The organism is bacterium (assembly GCA_035308905.1).
GTDB lineage: Bacteria > Sysuimicrobiota > Sysuimicrobiia > Sysuimicrobiales > Segetimicrobiaceae > DASSJF01.
Genome location: DATGFS010000031.1, coordinates 70154 through 90874, shown reverse-complemented (window position 1 = coordinate 90874; position 20721 = coordinate 70154). Strand labels below are relative to the sequence as shown.

The 20721-nt window shown below is 68.9% G+C and carries 21 protein-coding genes; 13 read left to right on the top strand and 8 right to left on the bottom strand.

Features of this window, described 5'->3' with window-relative positions:
- The first annotated feature begins 219 nt into the window (after positions 1-219).
- Positions 220-498 carry a type II toxin-antitoxin system RelE/ParE family toxin gene (locus tag VKT83_09920; protein ID HLY22769.1) on the top strand — a complete coding sequence of 93 codons (279 nt, stop codon included), beginning with the start codon at positions 220-222 and terminating at the stop codon, positions 496-498.
- Positions 499-506: 8 nt separating this feature from the next.
- On the top strand, positions 507-845 hold the full coding sequence (locus tag VKT83_09915) for a HigA family addiction module antitoxin (protein ID HLY22768.1): 339 nt from the start codon (positions 507-509) through the stop codon (positions 843-845).
- Here VKT83_09915 and VKT83_09910 read toward each other — a convergent pair.
- Both VKT83_09910 and VKT83_09905 read right to left on the bottom strand, forming a co-directional pair.
- On the bottom strand, positions 826-2445 hold the full coding sequence (locus VKT83_09910) for an NAD(P)/FAD-dependent oxidoreductase (protein HLY22767.1): 1620 nt from the start codon (positions 2443-2445) through the stop codon (positions 826-828). The genes VKT83_09915 and VKT83_09910 overlap by 20 nt on opposite strands.
- A gap of 52 nt (positions 2446-2497) precedes the next feature.
- Positions 2498-3709 (bottom strand): Xaa-Pro peptidase family protein, encoded by a 1212-nt coding sequence (locus tag VKT83_09905; protein ID HLY22766.1) that lies wholly within the window; start codon positions 3707-3709, stop codon positions 2498-2500.
- Between the two features lie 152 nt (positions 3710-3861).
- Here VKT83_09905 and VKT83_09900 point away from each other — a divergent pair, with 152 nt between their 5' ends.
- The 7 genes from VKT83_09900 to VKT83_09870 are packed head-to-tail and all read left to right on the top strand — an operon-like array spanning position 3862 to position 11643.
- A complete protein-coding gene (locus tag VKT83_09900) occupies positions 3862-5028 on the top strand; it encodes a M20/M25/M40 family metallo-hydrolase (GenBank protein HLY22765.1) in 1167 nt (388 codons plus the stop codon).
- The gene (locus VKT83_09895) at positions 5025-5945 is read left to right on the top strand and encodes an ABC transporter permease (GenBank protein HLY22764.1); all 921 of its coding nucleotides are present in this window, start codon (positions 5025-5027) and stop codon (positions 5943-5945) included. The genes VKT83_09900 and VKT83_09895 overlap by 4 nt, the downstream gene beginning before the upstream one ends.
- A complete protein-coding gene (locus VKT83_09890) occupies positions 5911-6831 on the top strand; it encodes an ABC transporter permease (protein HLY22763.1) in 921 nt (306 codons plus the stop codon). Before VKT83_09895 ends, VKT83_09890 begins: the two co-directional genes overlap by 35 nt.
- Positions 6832-6835: 4 nt before the next feature.
- Positions 6836-7882: an LLM class flavin-dependent oxidoreductase gene (locus VKT83_09885; protein HLY22762.1), complete on the top strand. Its 1047-nt coding sequence runs from the start codon at positions 6836-6838 to the stop codon at positions 7880-7882.
- Positions 7883-7899: 17 nt separating this feature from the next.
- Positions 7900-9441 carry an ABC transporter substrate-binding protein gene (locus tag VKT83_09880; GenBank protein ID HLY22761.1) on the top strand — a complete coding sequence of 514 codons (1542 nt, stop codon included), beginning with the start codon at positions 7900-7902 and terminating at the stop codon, positions 9439-9441.
- Between the two features lie 19 nt (positions 9442-9460).
- On the top strand, positions 9461-10621 hold the full coding sequence (locus VKT83_09875) for a Xaa-Pro peptidase family protein (protein ID HLY22760.1): 1161 nt from the start codon (positions 9461-9463) through the stop codon (positions 10619-10621).
- Positions 10618-11643, top strand: coding sequence for an LLM class flavin-dependent oxidoreductase (locus tag VKT83_09870; protein ID HLY22759.1), 1026 nt, complete (start codon positions 10618-10620; stop codon positions 11641-11643). Before VKT83_09875 ends, VKT83_09870 begins: the two co-directional genes overlap by 4 nt.
- A gap of 6 nt (positions 11644-11649) precedes the next feature.
- Here VKT83_09870 and VKT83_09865 read toward each other — a convergent pair whose 3' ends face one another.
- The gene (locus VKT83_09865; GenBank protein ID HLY22758.1) at positions 11650-12057 is read right to left on the bottom strand and encodes a pyridoxamine 5'-phosphate oxidase family protein; all 408 of its coding nucleotides are present in this window, start codon (positions 12055-12057) and stop codon (positions 11650-11652) included.
- An 81-nt stretch (positions 12058-12138) separates the two neighbouring features.
- Here VKT83_09865 and VKT83_09860 point away from each other — a divergent pair, with 81 nt between their 5' ends.
- Positions 12139-13200 carry a CapA family protein gene (locus tag VKT83_09860; GenBank protein HLY22757.1) on the top strand — a complete coding sequence of 354 codons (1062 nt, stop codon included), beginning with the start codon at positions 12139-12141 and terminating at the stop codon, positions 13198-13200.
- A gap of 73 nt (positions 13201-13273) precedes the next feature.
- On the opposite strand, the gene VKT83_09855 is transcribed toward VKT83_09860, so the two are convergent.
- Positions 13274-14263, bottom strand: a complete 990-nt coding sequence (locus tag VKT83_09855; GenBank protein HLY22756.1) for a hypothetical protein — start codon at positions 14261-14263, stop codon at positions 13274-13276.
- Positions 14264-14386: 123 nt separating this feature from the next.
- Between VKT83_09855 and VKT83_09850 the strand changes: the two genes are divergently transcribed.
- The 3 genes from VKT83_09850 to VKT83_09840 are packed head-to-tail and all read left to right on the top strand — an operon-like array spanning position 14387 to position 16403.
- Positions 14387-14608: a hypothetical protein gene (locus tag VKT83_09850; GenBank protein ID HLY22755.1), complete on the top strand. Its 222-nt coding sequence runs from the start codon at positions 14387-14389 to the stop codon at positions 14606-14608.
- A 2-nt stretch (positions 14609-14610) separates the two neighbouring features.
- Entirely contained in the window at positions 14611-15036 is a 426-nt protein-coding gene (locus tag VKT83_09845) for a hypothetical protein (GenBank protein ID HLY22754.1), read from the top strand.
- Between the two features lie 35 nt (positions 15037-15071).
- The gene (locus VKT83_09840) at positions 15072-16403 is read left to right on the top strand and encodes an HD domain-containing phosphohydrolase (GenBank protein ID HLY22753.1); all 1332 of its coding nucleotides are present in this window, start codon (positions 15072-15074) and stop codon (positions 16401-16403) included.
- 27 nt (positions 16404-16430) lie between these two features.
- Here the strand turns inward: VKT83_09840 and VKT83_09835 are convergent, their stop codons facing one another.
- The 4 genes from VKT83_09835 to VKT83_09820 are packed head-to-tail and all read right to left on the bottom strand — an operon-like array spanning position 16431 to position 20711.
- Positions 16431-17339: an ABC transporter permease gene (locus tag VKT83_09835; protein HLY22752.1), complete on the bottom strand. Its 909-nt coding sequence runs from the start codon at positions 17337-17339 to the stop codon at positions 16431-16433.
- Positions 17336-18289 carry an ABC transporter permease gene (locus VKT83_09830; GenBank protein ID HLY22751.1) on the bottom strand — a complete coding sequence of 318 codons (954 nt, stop codon included), beginning with the start codon at positions 18287-18289 and terminating at the stop codon, positions 17336-17338. The genes VKT83_09835 and VKT83_09830 overlap by 4 nt, the downstream gene beginning before the upstream one ends.
- Position 18290: 1 nt before the next feature.
- Positions 18291-19889, bottom strand: coding sequence for an ABC transporter substrate-binding protein (locus VKT83_09825; protein ID HLY22750.1), 1599 nt, complete (start codon positions 19887-19889; stop codon positions 18291-18293).
- A gap of 51 nt (positions 19890-19940) precedes the next feature.
- The gene (locus tag VKT83_09820) at positions 19941-20711 is read right to left on the bottom strand and encodes an SDR family oxidoreductase (GenBank protein HLY22749.1); all 771 of its coding nucleotides are present in this window, start codon (positions 20709-20711) and stop codon (positions 19941-19943) included.
- Positions 20712-20721 lie beyond the last annotated feature (10 nt).

The window sequence follows — 20721 nt, the reverse complement described above, 5'->3', positions numbered from 1 at the left end:
AACCGTTGGTTGATAAATCGGCCCTTTTGATCCGGCGTTGACAGCTAGCGAGAGACCCTTATCGTTCCTCAGGACTCTCGTGGGAGTGCGCAGATTGGCGGAATCCGCTTCAGGCGGCGTTCGCAATGTGCAGGTCATGGGTCCAAATTCGATCGCCGGCTTCAGTGTCGCCGATACTTAATGCTTGACGTGTAACGCGACGCGTTATACACTTATGCCGTGATCAAGTCTTTCCGATCACAGGCAACTCAACAGCTTCACTCGCGACAGCGTGTGAAGCTGTTCCAGGCCTTTGAGCGGACGGCCCAGAGAAAACTACGGCAGGTCGATATCGCGACGGAGTTGCGCGATTTGGCATCGCCGCCGGGTAATCGCTTGGAGGCGCTTCATGGCGACCGAGAAGGGCAACATAGTATTCGGATCAATGACCAATGGCGAATTTGCTTCGTGTGGCGGGACGGAGACGCTTATGACGTGGAGATTGTCGACTATCACTAGGAGGAGCTATGGCCAGGGTTAGATCCCGTAAGCTTCCACCGATCCATCCCGGTGAGATCCTTCGCGAGGATTTCATGGTGCCGCTTGGCATCAGCATGAACAGGTTGGCGCTCGACCTTCACGTGCCCGTAACTCGCGTCGCTGAGATTGTTCACGAACGGAGAAGCGTCACTCCAGATACGGCTCTGCGTCTCGGACGCTACTTCAACACCAGCGCCCGCTTCTGGCTGAACGCGCAAGCATTCTATGACTTGGAAGTCGCCGAGGATCGGCTTCAACGCGCTGTGGAGCATGACGTACGACCTTTCACGAGGACCGAGCGGCGGGTCAGGGTTTCGGCAGGGTGAACGAGTTGAATGCCAGGAGAGTAAAGCCTTCATAGCCCCGCGCGGCAACTTCATCGCATTTCCGCCTGTACGCGCCGACTCCGCCGACATACGCCAGAAGGACGCGCGGCTTGCCGGGGATATTGGCCCCCATGTACCAGGAGTCGGTCTGCGGATACAGCGTGCGGTCCGCGACCTCTTCGGTATGCGCAACCCACGCGTTCTCCGCTTCCACGGTTGGTTCGATTGCCGCCAGCCGGCGCCGGCGGAGATAGGCGAGGCAATCGGCGATCCAGTCGACGTGCTGTTCGATCGACACGATCACGTTGGCAAGAAAGGACGGGCTGCCGGGCCCGGTGATGATGAACAGGTTCGGGAAGCCCGCGGTCATGATGCCCAGGTAGGCGCGCGGACCCTGCGCCCACTTCCGCTCCAGCGCGGCGCCGTCTCTGCCCCGGATATCGATCTTGTGCAAGGTGCCCGTGATCGCATCGAAGCCGGTCGCGAACACGATGCTGTCCACGTCGTACTCGGCGCCGGACGTCCGGATGCCGGACGGGCCGATCTGTTCGATCGGCGTCGATCGCACGTCGACCAGCGTGACGTTCGGCCGGTTGAATGTCGCGTAGTAGCCCGTCTCGACGCAGAGGCGCTTGGTGCCGAGAGGAACGTCTCGCGGGAGGAGCCTCTCGGCGACCGCTCGATCCCGCACGATCGCGCGTATCTTCGAGCGCACAAACTCGGCCGCGGTCTCGTTGGCCTCTCGGTTGACGGTAATGTCCTCGAATGCCGCGGTGAAGCCCAAGCCGCCGCGCTGCCATCGCCGTTCGTAGATGCGGTTCCGCTCCTCCGGCGAGACGTCCAAGGCCGAGGCCGCGCCCGGCTCGGTGAGAAGTCCGCCCGACGATGTCCGGGCCCGCAGCCGGTACTCCGCGCGGTGCACGTCCCAATCCGCGATGACCTCGGGCGGCAGCGATCGGTTGTGCGCGGGCACGCTGAAGTTCGGCGTTCTCTGGAACACGAACAGATGCGCGGCCTGCCCGGCGATGATCGGGATGGATTGAACGGCGGACGAACCTGTCCCGACCACGGCGACCCGTTGGCCGCTGAAGTCGACCCCTTCGCGGGGCCAGGTGCCGGTGTGATACGTGCGCCCGCGGAACGATTCGAGACCCTTGAAATCGGGAATATGCGCCGCGGACAAGCAGCCCGTCGCCATGATGCAGAATCGCGCCGTGACCTCATCGCCGCGGTCGGTTCGAATCGTCCAATTGTTCGCGGCGTGATCGAAGATCGCGGCCGTCACGCGCGTGTCAAACTGGATGTCCCGTTTGAGGTCGAAGCGCTCGGCGACGTGATTGATGTACCGCAATATTTCCGGCTGAGCCGCGTAGCGTTCGGTCCAGCGCCATTCCCGCTCGAGCTCGGCGGAAAAGGAATAGGAGTATTCCAAGCTTTCCACGTCACAGCGGGCGCCCGGGTACCGGTTCCAAAACCAGGTGCCGCCGACGCCGCTCCCCGTCTCGTAGACGCGCACCGAGAGGCCGAGCTCGCGCAGGCGGTGGAGCATGTACAATCCCGCGAACCCGGCGCCGACAACGACGGCGTCGAACACGTTCACGCGGTGCCGGCGGCGGTGCGGAGCCTGTCCCGGCCGCGCTGCGCCGGCCGGATCACGGCCGGACGGTCAATTCACGGTTGCAGTTCGTCAGCGTCTCGAAGCCCTTGTCGGTCACCAGAACGGTGTCTTCGATGCGGAAGGCGCCGATCGCGAAGTCGTAGATGCCGGGCTCGATCGTGATCACCATGCCCGGTTGGAGCACCGTGGTGTCGCCCGGGGCCACGGACGGAATCTCGTGGACGTCCAGGCCGAGCGCGTGGCCCGTCCGGTGCAGCATGAACTTCTCGTACCCGAGCTCGCGCGTCGTCGTCTCGGCGACCTTGTCGACGTCCTGGATCGCGATCCCGGGCTTCACCGCGTGCAGGGTGCGGTGGAAGATCTCGGACTCCGCCTCGTAGAACTCGCGCTGGCGCTTCGAGACCTCCCCGATGAAGACGCCGCGCGTCAGGTCGCCCCAGTACCCCTTGTAGACGGCCCCGATGTCGAAGTTCAGCATGTCGCCCCGCCGCAGCGCGCGGGAGGACGCGTACGGGTTGAGCATATCGTACCGGTCCGGGCCGGAGGCGACGACCAGAAACCCCGGTGATTCGGCGCCGTGCTCCATCATCGTCACCCCGAGCACGCGCTGCAGCGTCGTCTCCGTGACTCCTTCCCGCGCCGCCTCGACGGCGGCGTCGAAGGCCGCGTCGGTCGCCGTGCACGCCGTGCGCAGGTACGCGATCTCCTGCGGCGACTTCTTGACCCGCACGCTCCACATGATGTCGGCCGCGTTGACGAGCTCCGCGTCGGCGAAGATCGCGCGCAGCGCCTCGAACTGGTCGTACGTCATCGCGAGCCGCTGGCCCACCGCGAGCTCGAACCCGATGCGCCCGGTGCGGAGGCGCCGCTCTTCGGCGACTTCGCGGATGATCGTCGGGGCGTCCGGCCGGTCGGCGAAGAGTCCCTTGCCCCATCCCCGGATGTCCTCGACCCACGACGTCTTCCGCCCGTCGCCGACCTCCAGGTTGGGCAGCACCAGCACCGGTTCGCCGTCCGCCGGCACGATCGCGTAGAACGGCCGGAACTTGCTCTGGTAGAGGATCGTTCGATACCCGGTCAGGTAGATGAGATTCGACGGATCGCTGAGCACGAGCCCCGCGATGTTCGCCCGGCGCATCGCCCGTTGGACGTTCGCGTACCGCTGTTTGTATTCATCGATCGAGAAGTCCAGGAACCGCGTCCCGGGGCGCGCGGGGGACGCGCCTCTTCCATCACTCGGGCTCATGTCAAACCGCCTCCTCGCGTTGCGAACATCGCTACACAGGAACTCTTTCGCTAGCGGTGCAATCTCCTTCCCAGAGGATTGGAAGCGGCACGCCCGCGCGCTCACGCGGCGCCGGCGCCGCGCGCGCGTAACCCCCGCACGGAGGAGATGGTGTGTCGTTGGATCCCGTGCACGTCGCGGCCGAGATCGACGCCGAGGCGGCCATCCGGTCCCTGCAGGCGCTCGTGCAGATTCCCGGCACGACGGGAGACGAGCGCCGCGTCGCCGAGCACGTCGCCGAGAGTCTGCGGCGGGCGGGCGCGCGCGTCACGGTCGACCGCCACTGGAACGTGGTCGGCGAGGTCGGATCTCAGCGGGGCCCGGGGCTCCTGCTGCTGACCCACACGGATTCGGGGCCGGCCGGCGCGATGGAGGATCCGTACAGCGGTGAGACGCGGGACGGAGCGCCGTTCGGCAAGACCGGTCCGGTCGTGTACGGCCGCGGCGCGTGCGCGCCCAAGGCGTCGATCGCGGCGATGGTCGCCGCGATGGCGGCGCTCGCGCGGCACGGCGACGCCCTGCCCGGCCGCGTGCAGATGGCCGCGGTCGTGAAGGACCTCGCCGCCAACCACGAAGGCGTGCGCCAGATCGACGCCGCCGGCCTCGTGCAGGCGGACGTGTGCATCGCGGGCGAGCCGTCGAACAACGCCATCGTGCTCGGCGCCCGGGGCATCGCGCATTACGAGGTCGAGTTCACCGGCGTGCCCACGCACTGGGGCCGGCCGCGCGACGGCGCCAACCCGTTGTACGCGCTCGGCGCTTTCGTCCTGGAGCTCGAGCGCGTGGAGCTTCCGACGGACCCGGTGCTCGGCGCCGCCACCCTGGCGCCGTTTGCCGTGGACTCCACCGCGGTGCCGCCCCGCACGCCGGGCCGCTGCCGCGTGATGGTGGACCGGCGCGTGCTGCCGGGCGAGTCGCCGGAGACGATCGGCCGATCGCTCCAGGATCTGGCGGATCGGATCGCCGGGGAGCGGCGCGGCATCGGCGGACACGTCCGGGCGGCGAGCGGCATGTTTCCCTACGCGGTACCGGAGGGGGCGCCGATCGTGCGCCTCGTCGAGCGCGCGGTGCGGGCGGCCCTCGGGCGCGCGCCCGAGCACACATACATCACGTTCTCGAGCAACGCCGGATACCTGATCCGGGAGCGCAACCTGCCGAGCCTCGCGTTCGGTCCCGGCCGGATCGAGGACGCCGGAGAGCGCGAGCACGTGGCCGTCGACGACGTCGTGGCCGCGGCGAAGGTCTACGCGGCCGCGGCCGTGATCGCCGGAGAGTCGTGACGGCCTACGTGTTTCGGCGGGTGCTCGCCCTCGGGCCGCTCCTGCTCGCGGTGTCCGCGCTGGTGTTCGTCGCGCTGCAGTTCGCGCCGGGCGACCCCGCCGTGCTGATGCTCGGACAGGACGCGACCCCGCAAGGGGTCGCGACCCTCCGCCACCAGCTCGGCCTCGACCGGCCGCTCGCGGCGCAGTACACCGGATTCGTCCTTCGGGCGCTCCGCGGCGATCTCGGCCGCTCGTTCCAGACCCACCGTCCGGTCGCCGGCGAGCTGGCGAGGACGTTCGGGGTCACGTTCGTGCTCGCCACGCTGTCGCTGGCGGCGGCGACGCTCACCGGTATGACGGTGGGGTGCCTCTCGGCGCTGCGGCGGCAGAGCTGGCTCGACTACCTCGCGCGGGCGATCGTGCTCGGCGGCGTGTCGATCCCGATCTTCTGGTTGGGCCTTCTGCTCATATCCTGGTTTGCGATCAAGTACCCGCTGTTCCCGGTCTCGGGGTGGGGCACGCCGGGCCAGGTCGTCCTGCCGGTGATCACGCTCGCGGCGTTCCCGCTGGCCGCGATCGCCCGGATGACGCGGTCCAGCGTGCTCGACGTGCTCGGGTCGGACTACGTGCGCACCGCGTACGCGAAGGGGCTGGGCGCGCTCCGGATCGTGGCGTTTCACCTCCTCAAGAACGCGCTGATCCCGGTGACGACCGTGGTCGGGCTGCAGTTTGGGACGGTGCTCGCCGGCGCGGTGCTCACCGAGTCGGTGTTCGCGCTGCCGGGGCTCGGCACGCTGCTGCTGACCGCGGTCCTGGGCCGCGACTACGCCATCATCCGGGGGGCGATTCTCCTCGTCGCGGCCGTGTTCGCGATCATCAACCTGGCGGTCGATCTCGCCTATGCATATCTCGATCCGCGGATCCACTACGCCTAGCCCCGCGGTCCCGAGCGCCGCGTCCGCCGCGCGCAGGGGCCGCGCCCGGGGTTTCTGGCGTCTCTGCTGGTCCCGCCTGCGCCGCGACCGCGCCGGTATGGCGGGGCTGTTCGTCGTGCTCGTCATCGTCGCCGTCGCCGCGGCGGGCCCGCTCGTGTGGCGCCTCGATCCGTCGGCGCAGGTGCTGTCCGGACGCGCGGCGCCCCCGGGCGGACAGGCGATCCTCGGCCGCGACGCCCTCGGGCGGGATATGCTGTCCCGCGTCGTCGTCGGTTCCCGGTTCACGCTCGGCGGCGGGCTGGTCGCGACCGCGCTGGGGCTGTGTCTGGGCACCCCGCCGGGTCTTCTCGCCGGCTACTACGGGCGCTGGCTCGACGGGGGCATCATGCGGATCACCGACCTGCTGCTTGCGTTCCCGTACTTCCTGCTCGCGATCCTCGTCGTCGCCGTGCTCGGGTCCGGCCTGTGGACGGCCGCCGCGGCCGTCGGCCTGACGAAGATGCCGCAGTACATCCGCGTGGTGCGCGGCGCGGTGCTCTCCGTCCGGCAGCAGGAATACGTCGACGCGGCGCGCGCCGCGGGCGCCTCGCATTACCGCACGATGCGGCAGCACGTGCTCCTGAACATCACGGCGCCGATCATCGTCCTCGCCACGGTAGGCCTGGGCGGCGACCTGCTGGCGATCGCCGGCTTGAGTTTCCTCGGTCTGGGCGCGCAGCCGCCCGTGCCGGAGTGGGGCCTGATGGTGAGCGAAGGACGCAACTACCTGTTCGACGCGCCGCACGTCATGGTGATCCCGGGCCTGTGCCTGATGAGCCTCGTGCTCGCGTTGAACCTGCTCGGCGACGGGCTGCGGGATGCCCTCGATCCCAGGCTCTACCGGTAGGCGGATGATGCGATTCGGCATCGGGCTCACGCCCGTGGACGAGCACGACGAGAACGTGCGGCTCGGCGTGCTGGCGGAGACGCTCGGCTACGACGTCGTCTGGGTTCCGGACGAGCGCTTCTTCCGGGATTGCTACGTGACGATGGCCGCGATCGCCGAGGGTGCCACGCGCGTGCGGATGGGCCCGTGCGTGACGGATCCGTACACCCGGCACCCCGCGCTGACGGCGGCCGCGATGGGGACCCTGGACGAGCTCGCGGGCGGGCGCGGCATTCTCGGCATCGGGGCGGGCGCCTCGGGGTTCGACGCGATGGGGATCGCGCGCGAGCGGCCCGCCGCGGCCATCCGCGAGGCCGTCGCGCTGATCCGGCGTCTGTGGGCCGGGGAACGCGTGACGCAGGAAGGCCAGATCGTGCGGTTTCACGCCGGCGCGCTGGACTTTCCGGCGCGGGCCTCGATTCCGATCTACATCGCGGGGCGGGGGCCGAAGATTCTGGAGCTGGCCGGCGAGGTCGCCGACGGCGTGATCATCGGCGCGCTGGCCTCGCCGCCGACCTTCGAGTACGCGATGCGCCACATCCGCCGGGGCGCCGCACGGACCGGCCGCGGTCTGGAGGGGTTCGAGACGATGCTCTGGCTGCACACCGCGCTCAGCCCGGACGCGGCGCAGGCGCGGGACGCGGTCCGCAAGATCGTCGTGGGCGTTCTGGTGTCGTCGCTGCCGGTGCTGGACGAGCTCGGCGTGGCGGTGCCGGAACCGCTCCGCCGGGAGCTGGCGACGGTGACCTACGGCGCGCACTCCGTGAGCATGGCGCGCGCCGCGGAAGGGGTGCCGGACGACGTGCTGGCGCACTTCACGATGGCCGGCGACGCCGCGGCCTGTCTCGAGCGCGTGGCGGCGCTGGAGCGTCAGGGGGTCACGCAGGTCGCCGTGCTGCCGTGGCGCGTGCCCGGCCAGACGCTGGAGCGGTTCATCACAGACTTCGCCCGGGACGTGATCGGCCCGTACCGCGGGAGCCGTCCCGAGGTCCCGCAGACGAAACACCCGTAGAGGGGGAGGTGCTCGAAATGTACCAACGTCGGCCACACCGGCCGGGACTCACGGCCGTGATCCTCGCCATCCTGGTCGGGCTGCTCGGCCTGCCGGCCTGGACGTCGGCGCAGAGTCCCGCGCGCGGCGGCACGCTCACGATCGCCGAGGGAACCGATGCCCTGACCCTGGACCCGCACAACTACAAGGCGGCGACCGACATCATCGTGAGCAATCTGATCTACGACACGCTGGTGCGGTTCGATCTCAATCTGAACCTTCGCCCGGGCCTCGCGGTGGGCTGGCTCGAGTTGTCCCCGACCTCGTGGCGCTTCGACCTGCGCCAGGGCGTGAAGTTTTCGGACGGGACGCCCTTCGACGCCCGGGCGGTGAAGATGAGCCTCGAGCGGGCGGCCGCCTCGCCCCGCGGCGCCGGCTACGCCGGCGTCGTCGACCGCGTCGACATCGTGACCCCGGCACGCGTGATCGTCCACCTCAAGCGGCCCTTCGCGCCGTTTTTAAAGAACTTGGCCGCCCCCATCGTCGCGATCATCAGCCCCTCGGCGCTGCAGCCGGGCGCGCCCGACATCAATACCCACCCGGTGGGCACGGGCCCGTTCATGCTGTCCGAATGGGTGCCGAATCAGCGCCTGCAGATCGTGCGCAACCCCAACTACTGGGGCCGCGCGGCGTATCTCGACGCGGTCGTCTTCCGGCCGATCGCCGAAGACAGCACCCGGTTCCTGGCGTTCCGGGGCGGGCAGGTCGACGTGATCTCCAACCCGCCGGCGAACCTCGCCGCGCAGATCCGCGCCAATCCCAACCTGAGCCTCGACACGAGCCCGTCCACCCGCGACGTCCGCGTCGCGTTCACGGTTACGAATCCGCCGTTCAACAACGTCAAGGTGCGGCAGGCCGTGGCGATGGCGATCGACCGGGGCCCGATCATCAAGTTCGTGCTGAACGGGCTCGGCCGCGAGGCCAAATGCGGCCTGATCCCGCCGGAGATCATGGCGACGTCGCCGTGCGCCGACCTGCCGTTGGACGTGGCGAAGGCGAAGCAGCTGCTCGCGGAGGCGGGATTCGCCAACGGCCTCACGACGCAGTTCTGGACGCCGGAGGGACGCTATCTCGGCGACCGGCAGATCGCGGAGGCCGTGCAGCAGCAGCTGCAGCAGATCAACGTGCGCGCGAACATCAAGGTGATGGAGTGGGGCGCCTACCTCGACGCGCTGGCCCGGCACGAGGCGCAGATGTTCATCATCGGGTGGGGCTGGATCACCGGCGACCCGGCGCAGGCGCTGCGGCAGAACTTCCAGACGAAGTCGGCCTTCAACTACTGGAACTACAGCGACCCCGCGTTCGACCGGATGCTGGATCAGGCGGAGGCCCTCGACAGCCCGACGAAGCGCCGCGACATGTACAACCAGATGTCGTCGATTCTGCTCGTGCGCGACGCTGTCTCCAAGGAGATCTACTACACGCTCAACATCTACGGCCTGAGCAAGCGGGTGCACGCCTTCCACGGCACCCCGGTCGAGCTCATCGACCTGAGCGACACCTGGATGGCGCCGAAGTAGCGGCCTCGCGGAGGGGCACATGGACGATCTGTTTACGAAGGCCGAGTACGAAGGGCGGCTGCACCGCGCGCGCACCTTGATGTCGGCCGCCGGCATGGACGCGCTCCTCGTCACCGCGCCGCGCAACCTGACGTACCTGACGGGCTACCGCACGAACCTGTTCTCCAGCACCTTCCGGCCCTTCACGGCGCTCATCCCGCTGGAGTCGGACCCGGTGCTGCTGCTGCCCAACCTCGAGGTGTGGCAGGGGGAGGGCACCGGCTGGATCGCCGACGTGCGCGGGTGGGGCACGGGGATGGGCTCCGTGGCGCGCGATCCGCTCGAGCTGATCAAGATCGCCGCGGACGAGAAGCGCGTCTCGGCGGGACGGATCGGCGTCGAGCAGTCGCGGGGGCAGCGCGTCGGCATGACGCTGGAGCAGTACGGACAGCTGCAGCGCCTGCTGCCCGGCGCGACGTGGCTCGACTGCGCCCCGCTGATGTGGGACCTGCGCGTGGTCAAGTCCCCGCAGGAAGTCGCGTACATGCGCGAGGCCTGCCGCATCACCGACGCCGGCATCGTCGCCGCGCTGGAGACGGTGCGGGAAGGCGTCACAGAGCGAGAGCTGCAGGTGGTGATGGGGACGACGATGATGCGCGAGGGGGCCGACACGGTGCGGTCGCTCAGCATCGCCTCCGGCCCCCAGCGGTACGCGATGCTCAACGCGCCGGCGACGTCCCGGGCCCTGCGGCCGGGGGAGATGGTCACGTTCGACTGCGGCGCGGTCTACAACGGGTACCACGGCGATCTCACGCGCGGCTATTTCATCGGTGAAGTGAACGACCGCCAGCGGCAGTTCTACGAGGCCAGCCTGGAGATCTTCTGGGAGGCCGTCCGCGCCGTGCGGCCGGGCGTGACGTGCGAGGACGTCGACCGGGTCGCCGAGGAGGCGATCGTGCGCCGCGGCTACCGGGAGTACATGCTGCACCGGACCGGCCACAGCCTCGGCATGGAGGTGCACGAAGAGCCGTCGATCGGCCCGGGCGTGAAGGTCCCCCTGCGGCCCGGCATGGTGCTGGCGGTGGAGCCGGGCATCTACGACTTCACCATCGGCGCCTTTCGGAACGAAGACAACGTCGTCGTGACGGAGAGCGGCTGCGATCTCCTGTCCAACGCGCCGCGCGAGTTGATCGTCCGATGACCGCTCCGCCGCTCAGCGTCGGGGTGGGGCTGCTCCCCGAGGTGCCGGCGCGCGCGCTCGCCGACGCCGCCGCGGAGGCCGAGGCGCGGGGGTTCTCGACCGTGTGGGTGCCGGACGAGCGGTTCTTCCGGGACGTGACGGTCACGCTCGCCGCCGTGGCGCGAAGCACCCGGACGGTGCGCCTCGGGCCGTGCGTCACCGACCCGTTCGTGCGGCATCCCGCGATCACCGCCACGTGCATGGCGACGCTGCAGGAAGCGGCGCACGGCCGTCTCGTGGTCGGGCTCGGCGCCGGCATCAGCGGCTTCGGCGCGATGGGCATCGCCCCGCGGCGCCCGGCCGAGGCGATCAAAGCGACCGCCCGCCTGCTCCGCACGCTGCTTGCCGGTGACAGTGCGGCGGTCGACGCGCCCTTCCGGTTCCACGGCCGGATGGACTTCGGTCCCGTACCGGTGCCGCCGATCTACGTCGCGGGCCGGGGCCCGCGCGTGCTCGAGGCGGCCGGCGAGGTGGCCGACGGCGTCTTGCTGGGCGGGCTGGCCGCACCCGCGATGGTCGAGCGCGCGATGGCGTTCGTGGACAAGGGACTCGCGCGGGCCGGCCGGACGCGCAGCGACGTCACGCTCGCGGCGTGGACCCACACCGTGATCGGCGCGGATGCCCGGCGCGTCTGGCGCCGCGCGCGCCTGGTCGTGTTCGGCATCCTCTTGTCCAGCCGGGACGTTCTGCCGACCTTCGGTGTCTCGCTGCCGGCCGCGCTGGAAGCGGCGATGGGCCCGGTGCGATACGGTGATCATTGGAAACTGCCGGACGACGTGCTCGCGCTCATCCCCGACGGGGTCGTGGACGCGTTTACCGTGTCCGGCACGCCCCCCGAATGTCTCGCCAAGCTGCGCGGGCTGGCCGCGGCGGGTATCACGCACTTCGCGCTGCGGCTGTGGCCGGTCGACGACGGCGGACCGCTTACGCCGATGCGGCTCTTCGCCGACGAGGTCTTGGGCCGCCTGGTCCCCGCCGCGTAGCGGCGGCTACAGCCCCCAGCTGCGGATCCGTCGCGGGACGGCCCGAAAGGCGCTCCGCCCCGCGTCGGCCATCATCCCCTTCGCGTACGGCGGGCCCCCGACCGGACCCAGGTACCGCAGCGCGAGCGCCGACGCCACGCGTTCCGCCTCGCCGGGAATGAACTCCACGGTCAGGTCGATCTCGATCCCTTGCCGTCCTTCGAACGTGGCGTCGTCGACGACGAAGGCCGCGCGGGGATCGCGCGCGAGGTAGCGCGCCGTCCGCCTCGTCGTCACGGTCGTGAAGTAGAAGACATCGCCCTCCAGCGCATACCAGTGGGGCACGACGTGGGGCGCGCCGGCCGGCCCGACGGTCGCGACGTGCGCGAGCCGCGGCGGCTGCAGGAAGGCCCGCTGTTGCTCAGTTAACATCATTGTCGCCTCTACGGTTCGAGCACGGCCAACGCCTGCTCGGGAGCACGCATAGGCCAGACGAGAGCGGATGGGAGGCGTCGGATGAGCCCGGCAGCCCGGGGAACCGTCAGCTTTGTCGGCGACGTGATGATCCGCCGGCCGTTCGCGGAGAGCGGCCGCGGCACGACGCCGGGATTCCACCGCGCGATCGCGGCGATGCGCGAGAGCGACGTGGTGATCGCGAACCTGGAAATGCCGCTGTCGCGTCGCGGCCACCGCGTTCCAAAATGGTCTAACCTGCGCTCGGACCCCGAAGTGATCAAGGACGTACGGGCGATGGGCATGGACGTGGTCACGCTTGCGAACAACCACATGTACGATTACGGTCCGGAGGCGCTGCTGGACACCCTCGAGGCCTGTCGTGGCGCCGGGATCGCGTGCTGCGGCGCCGGGCCGGATCTGGAAAGCGCCCTCGCGCCGGTCAACGTCCGCGCGGGCGGCGCGTCCGTGGCCGTGCTGAGCGTCGCCTGCACGCTGCCGGTCGAATCCTCGGCCAGACCCGGCAAGCCTGGCATCGCGCCGATCGACGTGACGTATTCGTTCGAGCTCGACATCAATCTCATGGTCGAGCAGCCCGGCACGGTGCCGATCGTGCACACGTGGACGTCGCCGGCAGATCAAAAGGTGGTGTGCGACCGCGTCGCCGCGCTGCGCGCGGGAGAACAGACCGTGGTCGTCGCCGTTCACTGGGGCGTGCCGGAGAAATGGCTGTCTCCCTCGCTCGGACATCTCGCGGAGTACCAGCGGCCGCTTGGGCACGCGCTCGTTGACGCCGGCGCGGACGTCATCTTCGGCCACCACTCGCACTGCCTGCATCCGATCGAGGTGTACCGGCGGAAACCGATCTTCTACAGCGCGGGCAACTTCCTGTTCGAAGATCCGCGGTCGTTCATGGCGCCGGAATCCGTGATCGTGCAGCTGGGAGTAGGTCCGGATGGCTTCGACGTCACGATCGTGCCGGTCATCCTCGACGCGAACGGATTCCCGGAGCTCGCGACAGGCGACGGCGCCCGCCGCGTGTTTCGCCTGCTGTCCGAGCTGTTGCGGGAGTTCGATGCCGTGCTCGAACCGGACGGTGACCGGGCGCGCCTGTCCCTGCGATAGAGGCCGTCCTGCGTCATGGCTCATACTGATTCTCGATACGACGATCCACTGCGGGCGTTTCGTGCGCCCGCTCCTACCCGCCGGGTACAAACTCCAGCTGCACCGGATAGGCGGACGCACCCTCAGGCACCGTCCAGATGTCCAACGGCCAACGGCCGGGAGGGATTTGAAACCGGCCGATCTCCCGCACGGCGTCACGGCCGAGCGGCGGGATGTCAACCAGCGTCCCGTTGACGATCAGGATGCCGGCCGCCGGTCCGTGAAAGGGAGAGAATTTGACGGTCAACAGCATGGGACGGCCGGAGGGATTGACGCACTCGACGCGGAGATGATACACGACCCCGTAGTTGCCTTTCAGCATGAAGCCCTGCGTCGGGCTGCTGAGATAGCCGGCGCCGGCAAGCAGGAGACCGCGCGGCTGATCCAACCGCGCCTCGAGGTGTTCCTCTATGAAGGGCGATTTGAAGACGCCGAACGGGTGCGTGCCGACGCGCGTGAAAAAGCTCGCGGGGGCGATGTCCGCCTCCGAGGTGCCCGGGAGGTACGCGAGGACCACGATGGTGAGCCGGCCGGTCATGATCTGAAGCTGCGCGAGGCCGCTGATCACGTCGTGGGGCTGCAGCACCGTCTGGACGAGCGGCTTCCACTGATGCGGCGCGATCTCCAGTGACGTCGCGGCGCCGGACAGGACGGCCTGCCAGAACCGGAGAATGGCGCGGTGTCCCACGCTCATCGGGTTGGGAGCGGGACCGCCGGCCCCCAACGTCAGCGCCAGGTGCGCCGGAACATCGTCGTCGTCACGCGCCCAGACCTGGATGGCCATCGGAGAATCGGACCGCGCATTCTCGTGATGGTACAGCAGCCTCACGCACGTGGCGGTTTCCGTTTCGGCGTAGAGCAGTCCCCGCGTCCCGCGCACCGCCTCAGGGTTGTCGCTGACAAACAGCAAATCGGCCGCACACGGAAGGGGAATCGGCCGGCCGGCGTCCACCGGCAGGGGCAGGCCGAACATCGCGGCGCAGCAGAGCATTGCCAGCGCGTGCAGGCGGGTGCGCGGTTTCATGCCGGTGGGTCTCATGCCCCCTACAACGCCTCGATAGACACCCGTCAACCCGGAGTTTGTGAGCAAGTTCTCGATGCGACCGGCACAGCATCGAACGCGCGTGTACAATGCAGAAGAAAGCAGGTGATGCTTGTGCCGGGCAGGATTCGCGCGAAGGCGGGATTACCGTGGCCCGTAACGGGGACGTACGTGTGCGACAAGTGCCACAACAATCAGATCGGGCAGGCCGGTGTCGTGGCGGCGCGATGCACCGCCCCCCGCGTGGACAGGCCGGAGTTGTGCAACTGCGCGTACTTCGTCCTGGTCGCGACGGACGATCGACTGAAGGACTTTAACGGGGGCTGAGAATGGACACGAGTCACGAACTGGCCCCGCCGCTCCCTCATCTGCTCTATGCGATAGCCGAGGAAGACGCCGATGATTGGGCGACCGATTCCCAGGGGGATCTCTGGGCCGGGTTGCTGCGAGACGGCGCGGAGATCGTGCGGCGCCTCAGGGAGCAGATCGAGGCGAACGCCGCCGTCGTGCAAGGGGAGATCGAAGCGGAGGACCGGGCCGCGCTCGGCGCGGCATCCGGCGTCATCGTGAGGCGCGACCACCGCCGAAACACCGTCTCCGCGCGCGCCTTCGCCGACGAGGAGGACCTGCTCGCCGAATGGGAAGCGAGCAAGGCCGAGCTGGAGGCGGGCGGCGGCGCCGTGGAGGCCGCCGAAATGGGAGACAGCACCGAGGGGCCATCTTCCGGCCCAAAGCCTCCGCGCGACGACGACTGAAGGCCGATCGTGGTGCCCGAGCAGGCATGGCCGGTGTGAGCGGTCCTGAAGGGACGCCCCTGCCCTCAGGGCGGGCGTTCGTCGCATCGGTTCAGCGGACGATCGAACGCCTGGAGCCGAGGGGATCCACGCGGGCGTATCGGATCACCCTGCTCCAGCGTTTCACGCTGGTGAGCCTGCTCACGACGCTCGCCGTCGGCGGGCTGTTCGGGACGATCGCCATACATCTTATGGAACAGTACGCGCTCGACCAGCACGCGCACAGCGCGGCGGTCTACGTGTCCGAGTTCCTCGCGCCGCGTTTGGTCACGGCCGATTTCCTCCAGCCGCCTCCGGCGCGCAGGGTCGAGTTTGAGTTCGCCGCTCGCGGCCTGATCGGCAGGGCCGGCATCCTCCGGGTCACGGTGTGGAACACGCACGGCCGGATCCTCTACAGCAGCGCGCCCGAGATGATCGGCCGCACATTTCCATTGCCCCCGCCTGCCGAGGCGGCCCTGGCCGGGCAAACCCGGTCGCAGATCCTCGCGCTTTCCGCGGGGCCGGGGCAAAAAGTCCAGCGTGCGATGGAGGTGTTCGTGCCGATCGTCCCGGACGGCGCGCATCGCCCCGTAGGCGTGTACGATATCGTGTCGGACCTGACCGATCTCAACGCCGCCCTGAACCGGCTGCGCTGGTCCGTTTGGGCGAACGGGATTACCGGTCTGCTCGTCCTGTACGTGGCGTTGTTTACGATCGTCCGCCGGGCGTCGCGCGATCTGGAGCGGCAGGAGGTCACGCTGCGCGGCGCGTTCGCGGGGGCCGTACAATCGCTCGTCTCCGCCGTCAATGCGCGGGACGCCGCCACGGCGACCCACTCCCATCAGGTGGCCGATCTCGCCGGGGCCATCGCGGAGGCGGCGGGGTTGGACGAGACCGGCGTCGCCAACGTGCGGATCGCGGCCTTCCTGCACGATGTGGGGAAGATCGGCATCGCCGACCACATCCTCGACAAGCCCGGCCCGCTGACGTGGGAGGAGCGCGCGGACATGCGGCGCCACGCGCTGGTCGGCTACCACATCCTGTCGCCCGTGCCGATCCCCGAGGCGGTCAAGGTCGCGGTTCGCCATCACCACGAACGATGGGACGGAGGCGGGTACCCGGGCCATCTCGCCGGCGAGGCCATTCCGATCGCCGCCCGCATCATTGCCGTCGCCGACACGTTTGGGGCGCTCACGGCCGATCGCCCCTACCGGTCGGCGCAGGAGTCGGCGGAGGCGGCGGCGCAGATCGAGGGCCTTGCCGGCACCCAGTTCGACCCGCGGATCGTCGCCGCGTTTCAGCAAGTCTGGCGGCGGTGGGCGGAGGGCGACGGCTCTCGGGGAGTCTGAACCCTCACCGCCGCGCGGTTGGTCTGCTCACAAAATCTGGCGGGGGTCGAGCGCATCGCGCAGGCCGTCGCCGAGAATATTGAAACAGAGACTTACGAGGAAGATCGCAACGCCCGGGATCGTCGCGACGTGCCAGGCGCCGGCGAGTGCCGTCCGCCCTTCGCTCAGCATCGCTCCCCATTCGGGCGTGGGCGGTTGAACGCCCAGCCCGAGAAAGCTCAGCGCGGCGGCGAACACGATCGTTTTGCCGGTCTCGAACGTGCCGTAGACGATCACCGACGACACGGTGTTTGGAAGGATGTGCCGCCAGAGAATCCGGCGGGTGCCCGCGCCCAAGGACTGCGCCGCTTCCACGAACGGCCGCTGCCGCAGGCCGAGCACGAGCGACCGCACCAACCGCGCGAAGCTGGGGATCGCGACGACGGTGATGGCGAGCATCGCATTGTAAATCGACGGCCCGAGCGTCGCGACGATCGCCAGGGCGAGCAAGATCGCGGGGAACGCAAACAACACGTCGAGCGACCGCGTGATGATCTGGTCCAGGCGGCCGTAGTAGCCAGCGACCAATCCCACCGCCGTGCCGCCCAGCGCCGAGAGCACGACCGGCACGATACCGACGATCAGCGAGATCCGGCTGCCCCACATTAACCGGCTGAGCACGTCGCGGCCCAGCTCGTCCGTCCCCAGCGCGTGACCGGCCGTTCCCGGCGGAGCGAGGCGAATCCGGGGCGCCACGCGCGTCGGATCGTAGGGCGCGAGCTGCGGCGCCAGTACGGCCGTGAGGATCACCGCGACGATCACCGCGAGCGCGGCCGCCAGCATCGGCTCCCGCCGCAGCCGGCGCCACACGAGCGCGCTGAACCCCCGGCTGTCGCGGCGCGGCCCATCGGCGCCCAGCAGGGCCGGCCTGGCGGCGATGCTCCCGCTCTCGCTCACGTACCGTACCGGATTCGCGGATCGAGCACGCCGTAGCAGATGTCGACGCAGAGATTGATCAGCACAAACATCGTGGCGACGAGCAGCACCCCGCCCTGCACGAGCGGCAGGTCGCGCGCGCCGATCGCATCGTAGAGCTGCAGCCCCAGCCCCGGCCACGAGAACACGGTTTCGACCAGGATCGAGCCGCCGAGCAGGTATCCGATTTGGATGCCCATGAGCGTCACGACCGGGAGGAGGGCGTTGCCCAGCGCGTGGCGCGCCACGACGCGCGGCTCCCGCAACCCTTTCGCGCGCGCCGTCCGCACGTAGTCGTCCGCGAGCGTCTCGAGCAGATTTGATCGGGTGAGCCGGGCGAGGACCGCCGCGGGCACGCCGGCGAGCGTGAGCGCGGGGAGGGTGAGATGCCAGAGCAGATCCGGCAGCCCGGCCGGCCCCCGCAGCGAGTACATGCCGTTCGACGGGAACAGGCGAAAGTGCAGCGAGAAGACCAGAATGAACACCAGGCCCAGCCAGAAGGCCGGCATGCTGTTCCCGAACAGCGCCACGACCATCGACGCGCGGTCGACGATCGAGGATTTGTGGGTCGCGGAGAGAATGCCGGCCGGCACGCCGATCGCCACGGCCAGCACCGACGCGGCGATCGCCAGGATCAGCGTATTCCGGAGCCGGGCGACCACCATCTCGGTGACCGGCGCTTCCAGCTGAATGGACCGTCCGAGATTGCCGCGGACCGCCCGGCTCAGCCACGCCGCGTACTGCACGTAGAGCGGCCGGTCCAAACCGAGGCTCTGGCGGATGAGCGCGACCTGCTCCGCCGTGGCCTGCGGCCCGGCCAGCACCTGCGCGGCGTCGCCGGGGATCAGCTTCATCGTGAGAAACACCACGACGGAGACGCCCACCAGCACCGGGATCGTGGCCAGCAGCCGCTCGAGGCCGAACCGAAGCATCTCAGGCGCCGAGCGACACCGTCCGGAAGGTGAACATGTAGGAGTTCGGGTTCACGAACCCTTTGACTTTCTTGTTCCAGGCGCGGGCGGCTTTCTGGTTGACCACGAACACCCACGCGGCGTCGTCTACGACGGTTTGCTCGATCTGGAAGTAGAGCTGCCGGCGCTGCGCGTCATTGGTCGTGCCGAGCGCCCTCTTCAACTGCCTGTCGACCGAGGCGTTGCCGTACCAGCCCGGGTTCGTGTTGCCGTTGGGCGGCTGGAGGTCGCTGCGGAACATCCGCTGCAGATTGACGAACTCGTCGACGCTGAAGCCCACCTGCAGCGCGTTGACGTTGCGCTGGATGCCGTTGGCCATGTTGTTTTGGAACGTCTGGAACTCTTGCTGCGAAAACGTCGCGTTGATCCCGACCGCCTTGAAATTCTGCTGGATGAACTCGTTCATCTGGATGCCGAACGGCGAGCCCGCGCCGCCCGCCGGGATCCAGACCTCGAGCGGCAGGCCATTCGGGAATCCCGCCGCGGCCAGGAGCTGCCGGGCCTTCGCGGGGTCGTAGCCGTACCCGGTGATGTTGGGATCGTATCCCGGCGTGCCCGGGGCGTGGGTGCCTTTCGCCGGCGACGCCAGGCCTTTCATCACGTCGCGGGCCAGTGTCTCGCGGTCGATGGCCCAGCTCATCGCCTGGCGCAGCGGGCGCTTGGTCGTCGGCGGATACTTGTGGTTCGGAATGTAGCCCCAGGTGTTCGGGAGCTGCGCCAGGTCGAGCACGAGATTCGCGTTGGACTTGACCGCGGCCATGCTGTCCGGGTTGACCGCGTTGATCCAGTCGACTTCGCCGGTCTGGAGCGCCGTCACGCGCGTGACCGCTTCGGGCAGAGGGTGGACGATGAAGCTGTCGAGGACCGGCGCCCCCGCCCAATAGTCCGGGTTGCGCTCGAAGGTCACCTTGACGCCCTTTTCGCGGCCGGCGTACTTGAACGGCCCGGTGCCCACCGGATGGTTGGGATAGTCGTCGTTGCCGTACCTTTGAATCGCGGCCGGACTCGCAATCGAATAGGTCCCGAACGCCAGCACCGGCAGGAAGTCGGCAAACGGCTCCTTGTGCACGATGCGAAGGGTGTATTTGTCGACGACCGTCACGCTGTCGAGGCCGCCGTACCCCAGCTTCAGGCTGCCGGCGCCGGCTTTGCTGTAGTACTTGTGGCTCGGATCCGAGTCGCGGTCGATGTTGAACTTCACGGCCTCGGCGTCGAACGGCGTCCCGTCGTGAAACTTCACGCCCTGCCGCAGCTTGAACGTATACGTCCTCGCGTCGGGCGAGACTTGCCAGGACGTGGCAAGGTTGCCCACCAGCGGCTGGTTGGCCTTGACGGTCATGTCGCGATCCACGAGGCGGTCGTAGATGTTGTGGAGCAGCGTGCGGGTGACCGCGCCGCGGTCGATGTCGTTGTCGAACGCCCCGGGTTCGGCCTCCCAGCCGCAGATCAGCGTGCCGCCCGGTCTCGCGGCCGCGCGCGCGGTCTGCGGAGCCAGGATCGCGCCGCCGGCCCCGAGCGCGACGGTGGAGAGAAAACGGCGACGGCTGATCGAACGCTTCACGGCGGTCCCCCCTCTACGATCTCGACGCGATCATGATCCGGGACACACGGCTCACACGCTTGGATTGTTCTGCGCGCCGTCGACCGCCACGTTGGTCCCGTTGATCCAGCGCGCGCGCGGCGACAGCACGAACGCGACCACGTCGGCCACTTCTTCCGCGGTGCCGAGCCGCTGCCACGGGAATTCGCGCTCCACGAACGCCTGGAATCGCGCTCCCTGTTCCCGGCTGAACCGGTCCCACCCTCCGCCGGGAAAGAGGATGGAGCCCGGGCTGATCGTGTTGATGCGGATCCGGTGGGAGGCGAGTTCGCGCGCCAGCGACCCGGCGAGAAAGATCTCGGCGGCCTTGGCCGCGCCGTACTGCGCGTGGGTCCCCGGCTTCGACCCCGAGACCGACGCGATGATGGCGATGCTGCACTCTTCGCGGGCCCGCATGTGCGGCAGGGCCGCGCGGATCGCGCGAATCGAATGGCCGACGTTGAGGTCGAAGGTACGCAGCCAGTCTTCCGCCGTCGCCTCGAGCGTCGCCCGGCGGATCATGCCGCCGACGTTCGCGACCACGTGGTGGATCTCGCCAAACTCGGCCGCCGTGGCTTCGGTCATCCGCTCGAGGTCGCCCTCCACGGTGACGTCGGCGACGTCCCCGCGAACGCGCGCGTTGGGACCGCTGAGCGCCGCCACCGTCTCGTCGATCTCGCGCCGGTCGCGGGCGCACAGGCTGACGTGACATCCCTCCGCGACGAGCGACCGGCAGATCGCCCGTCCGATGCCTCGCGTGCCGCCGGTGACCACGGCGACGTGATTGCGCAGTCCGAGATCCACGGCGTCCCCC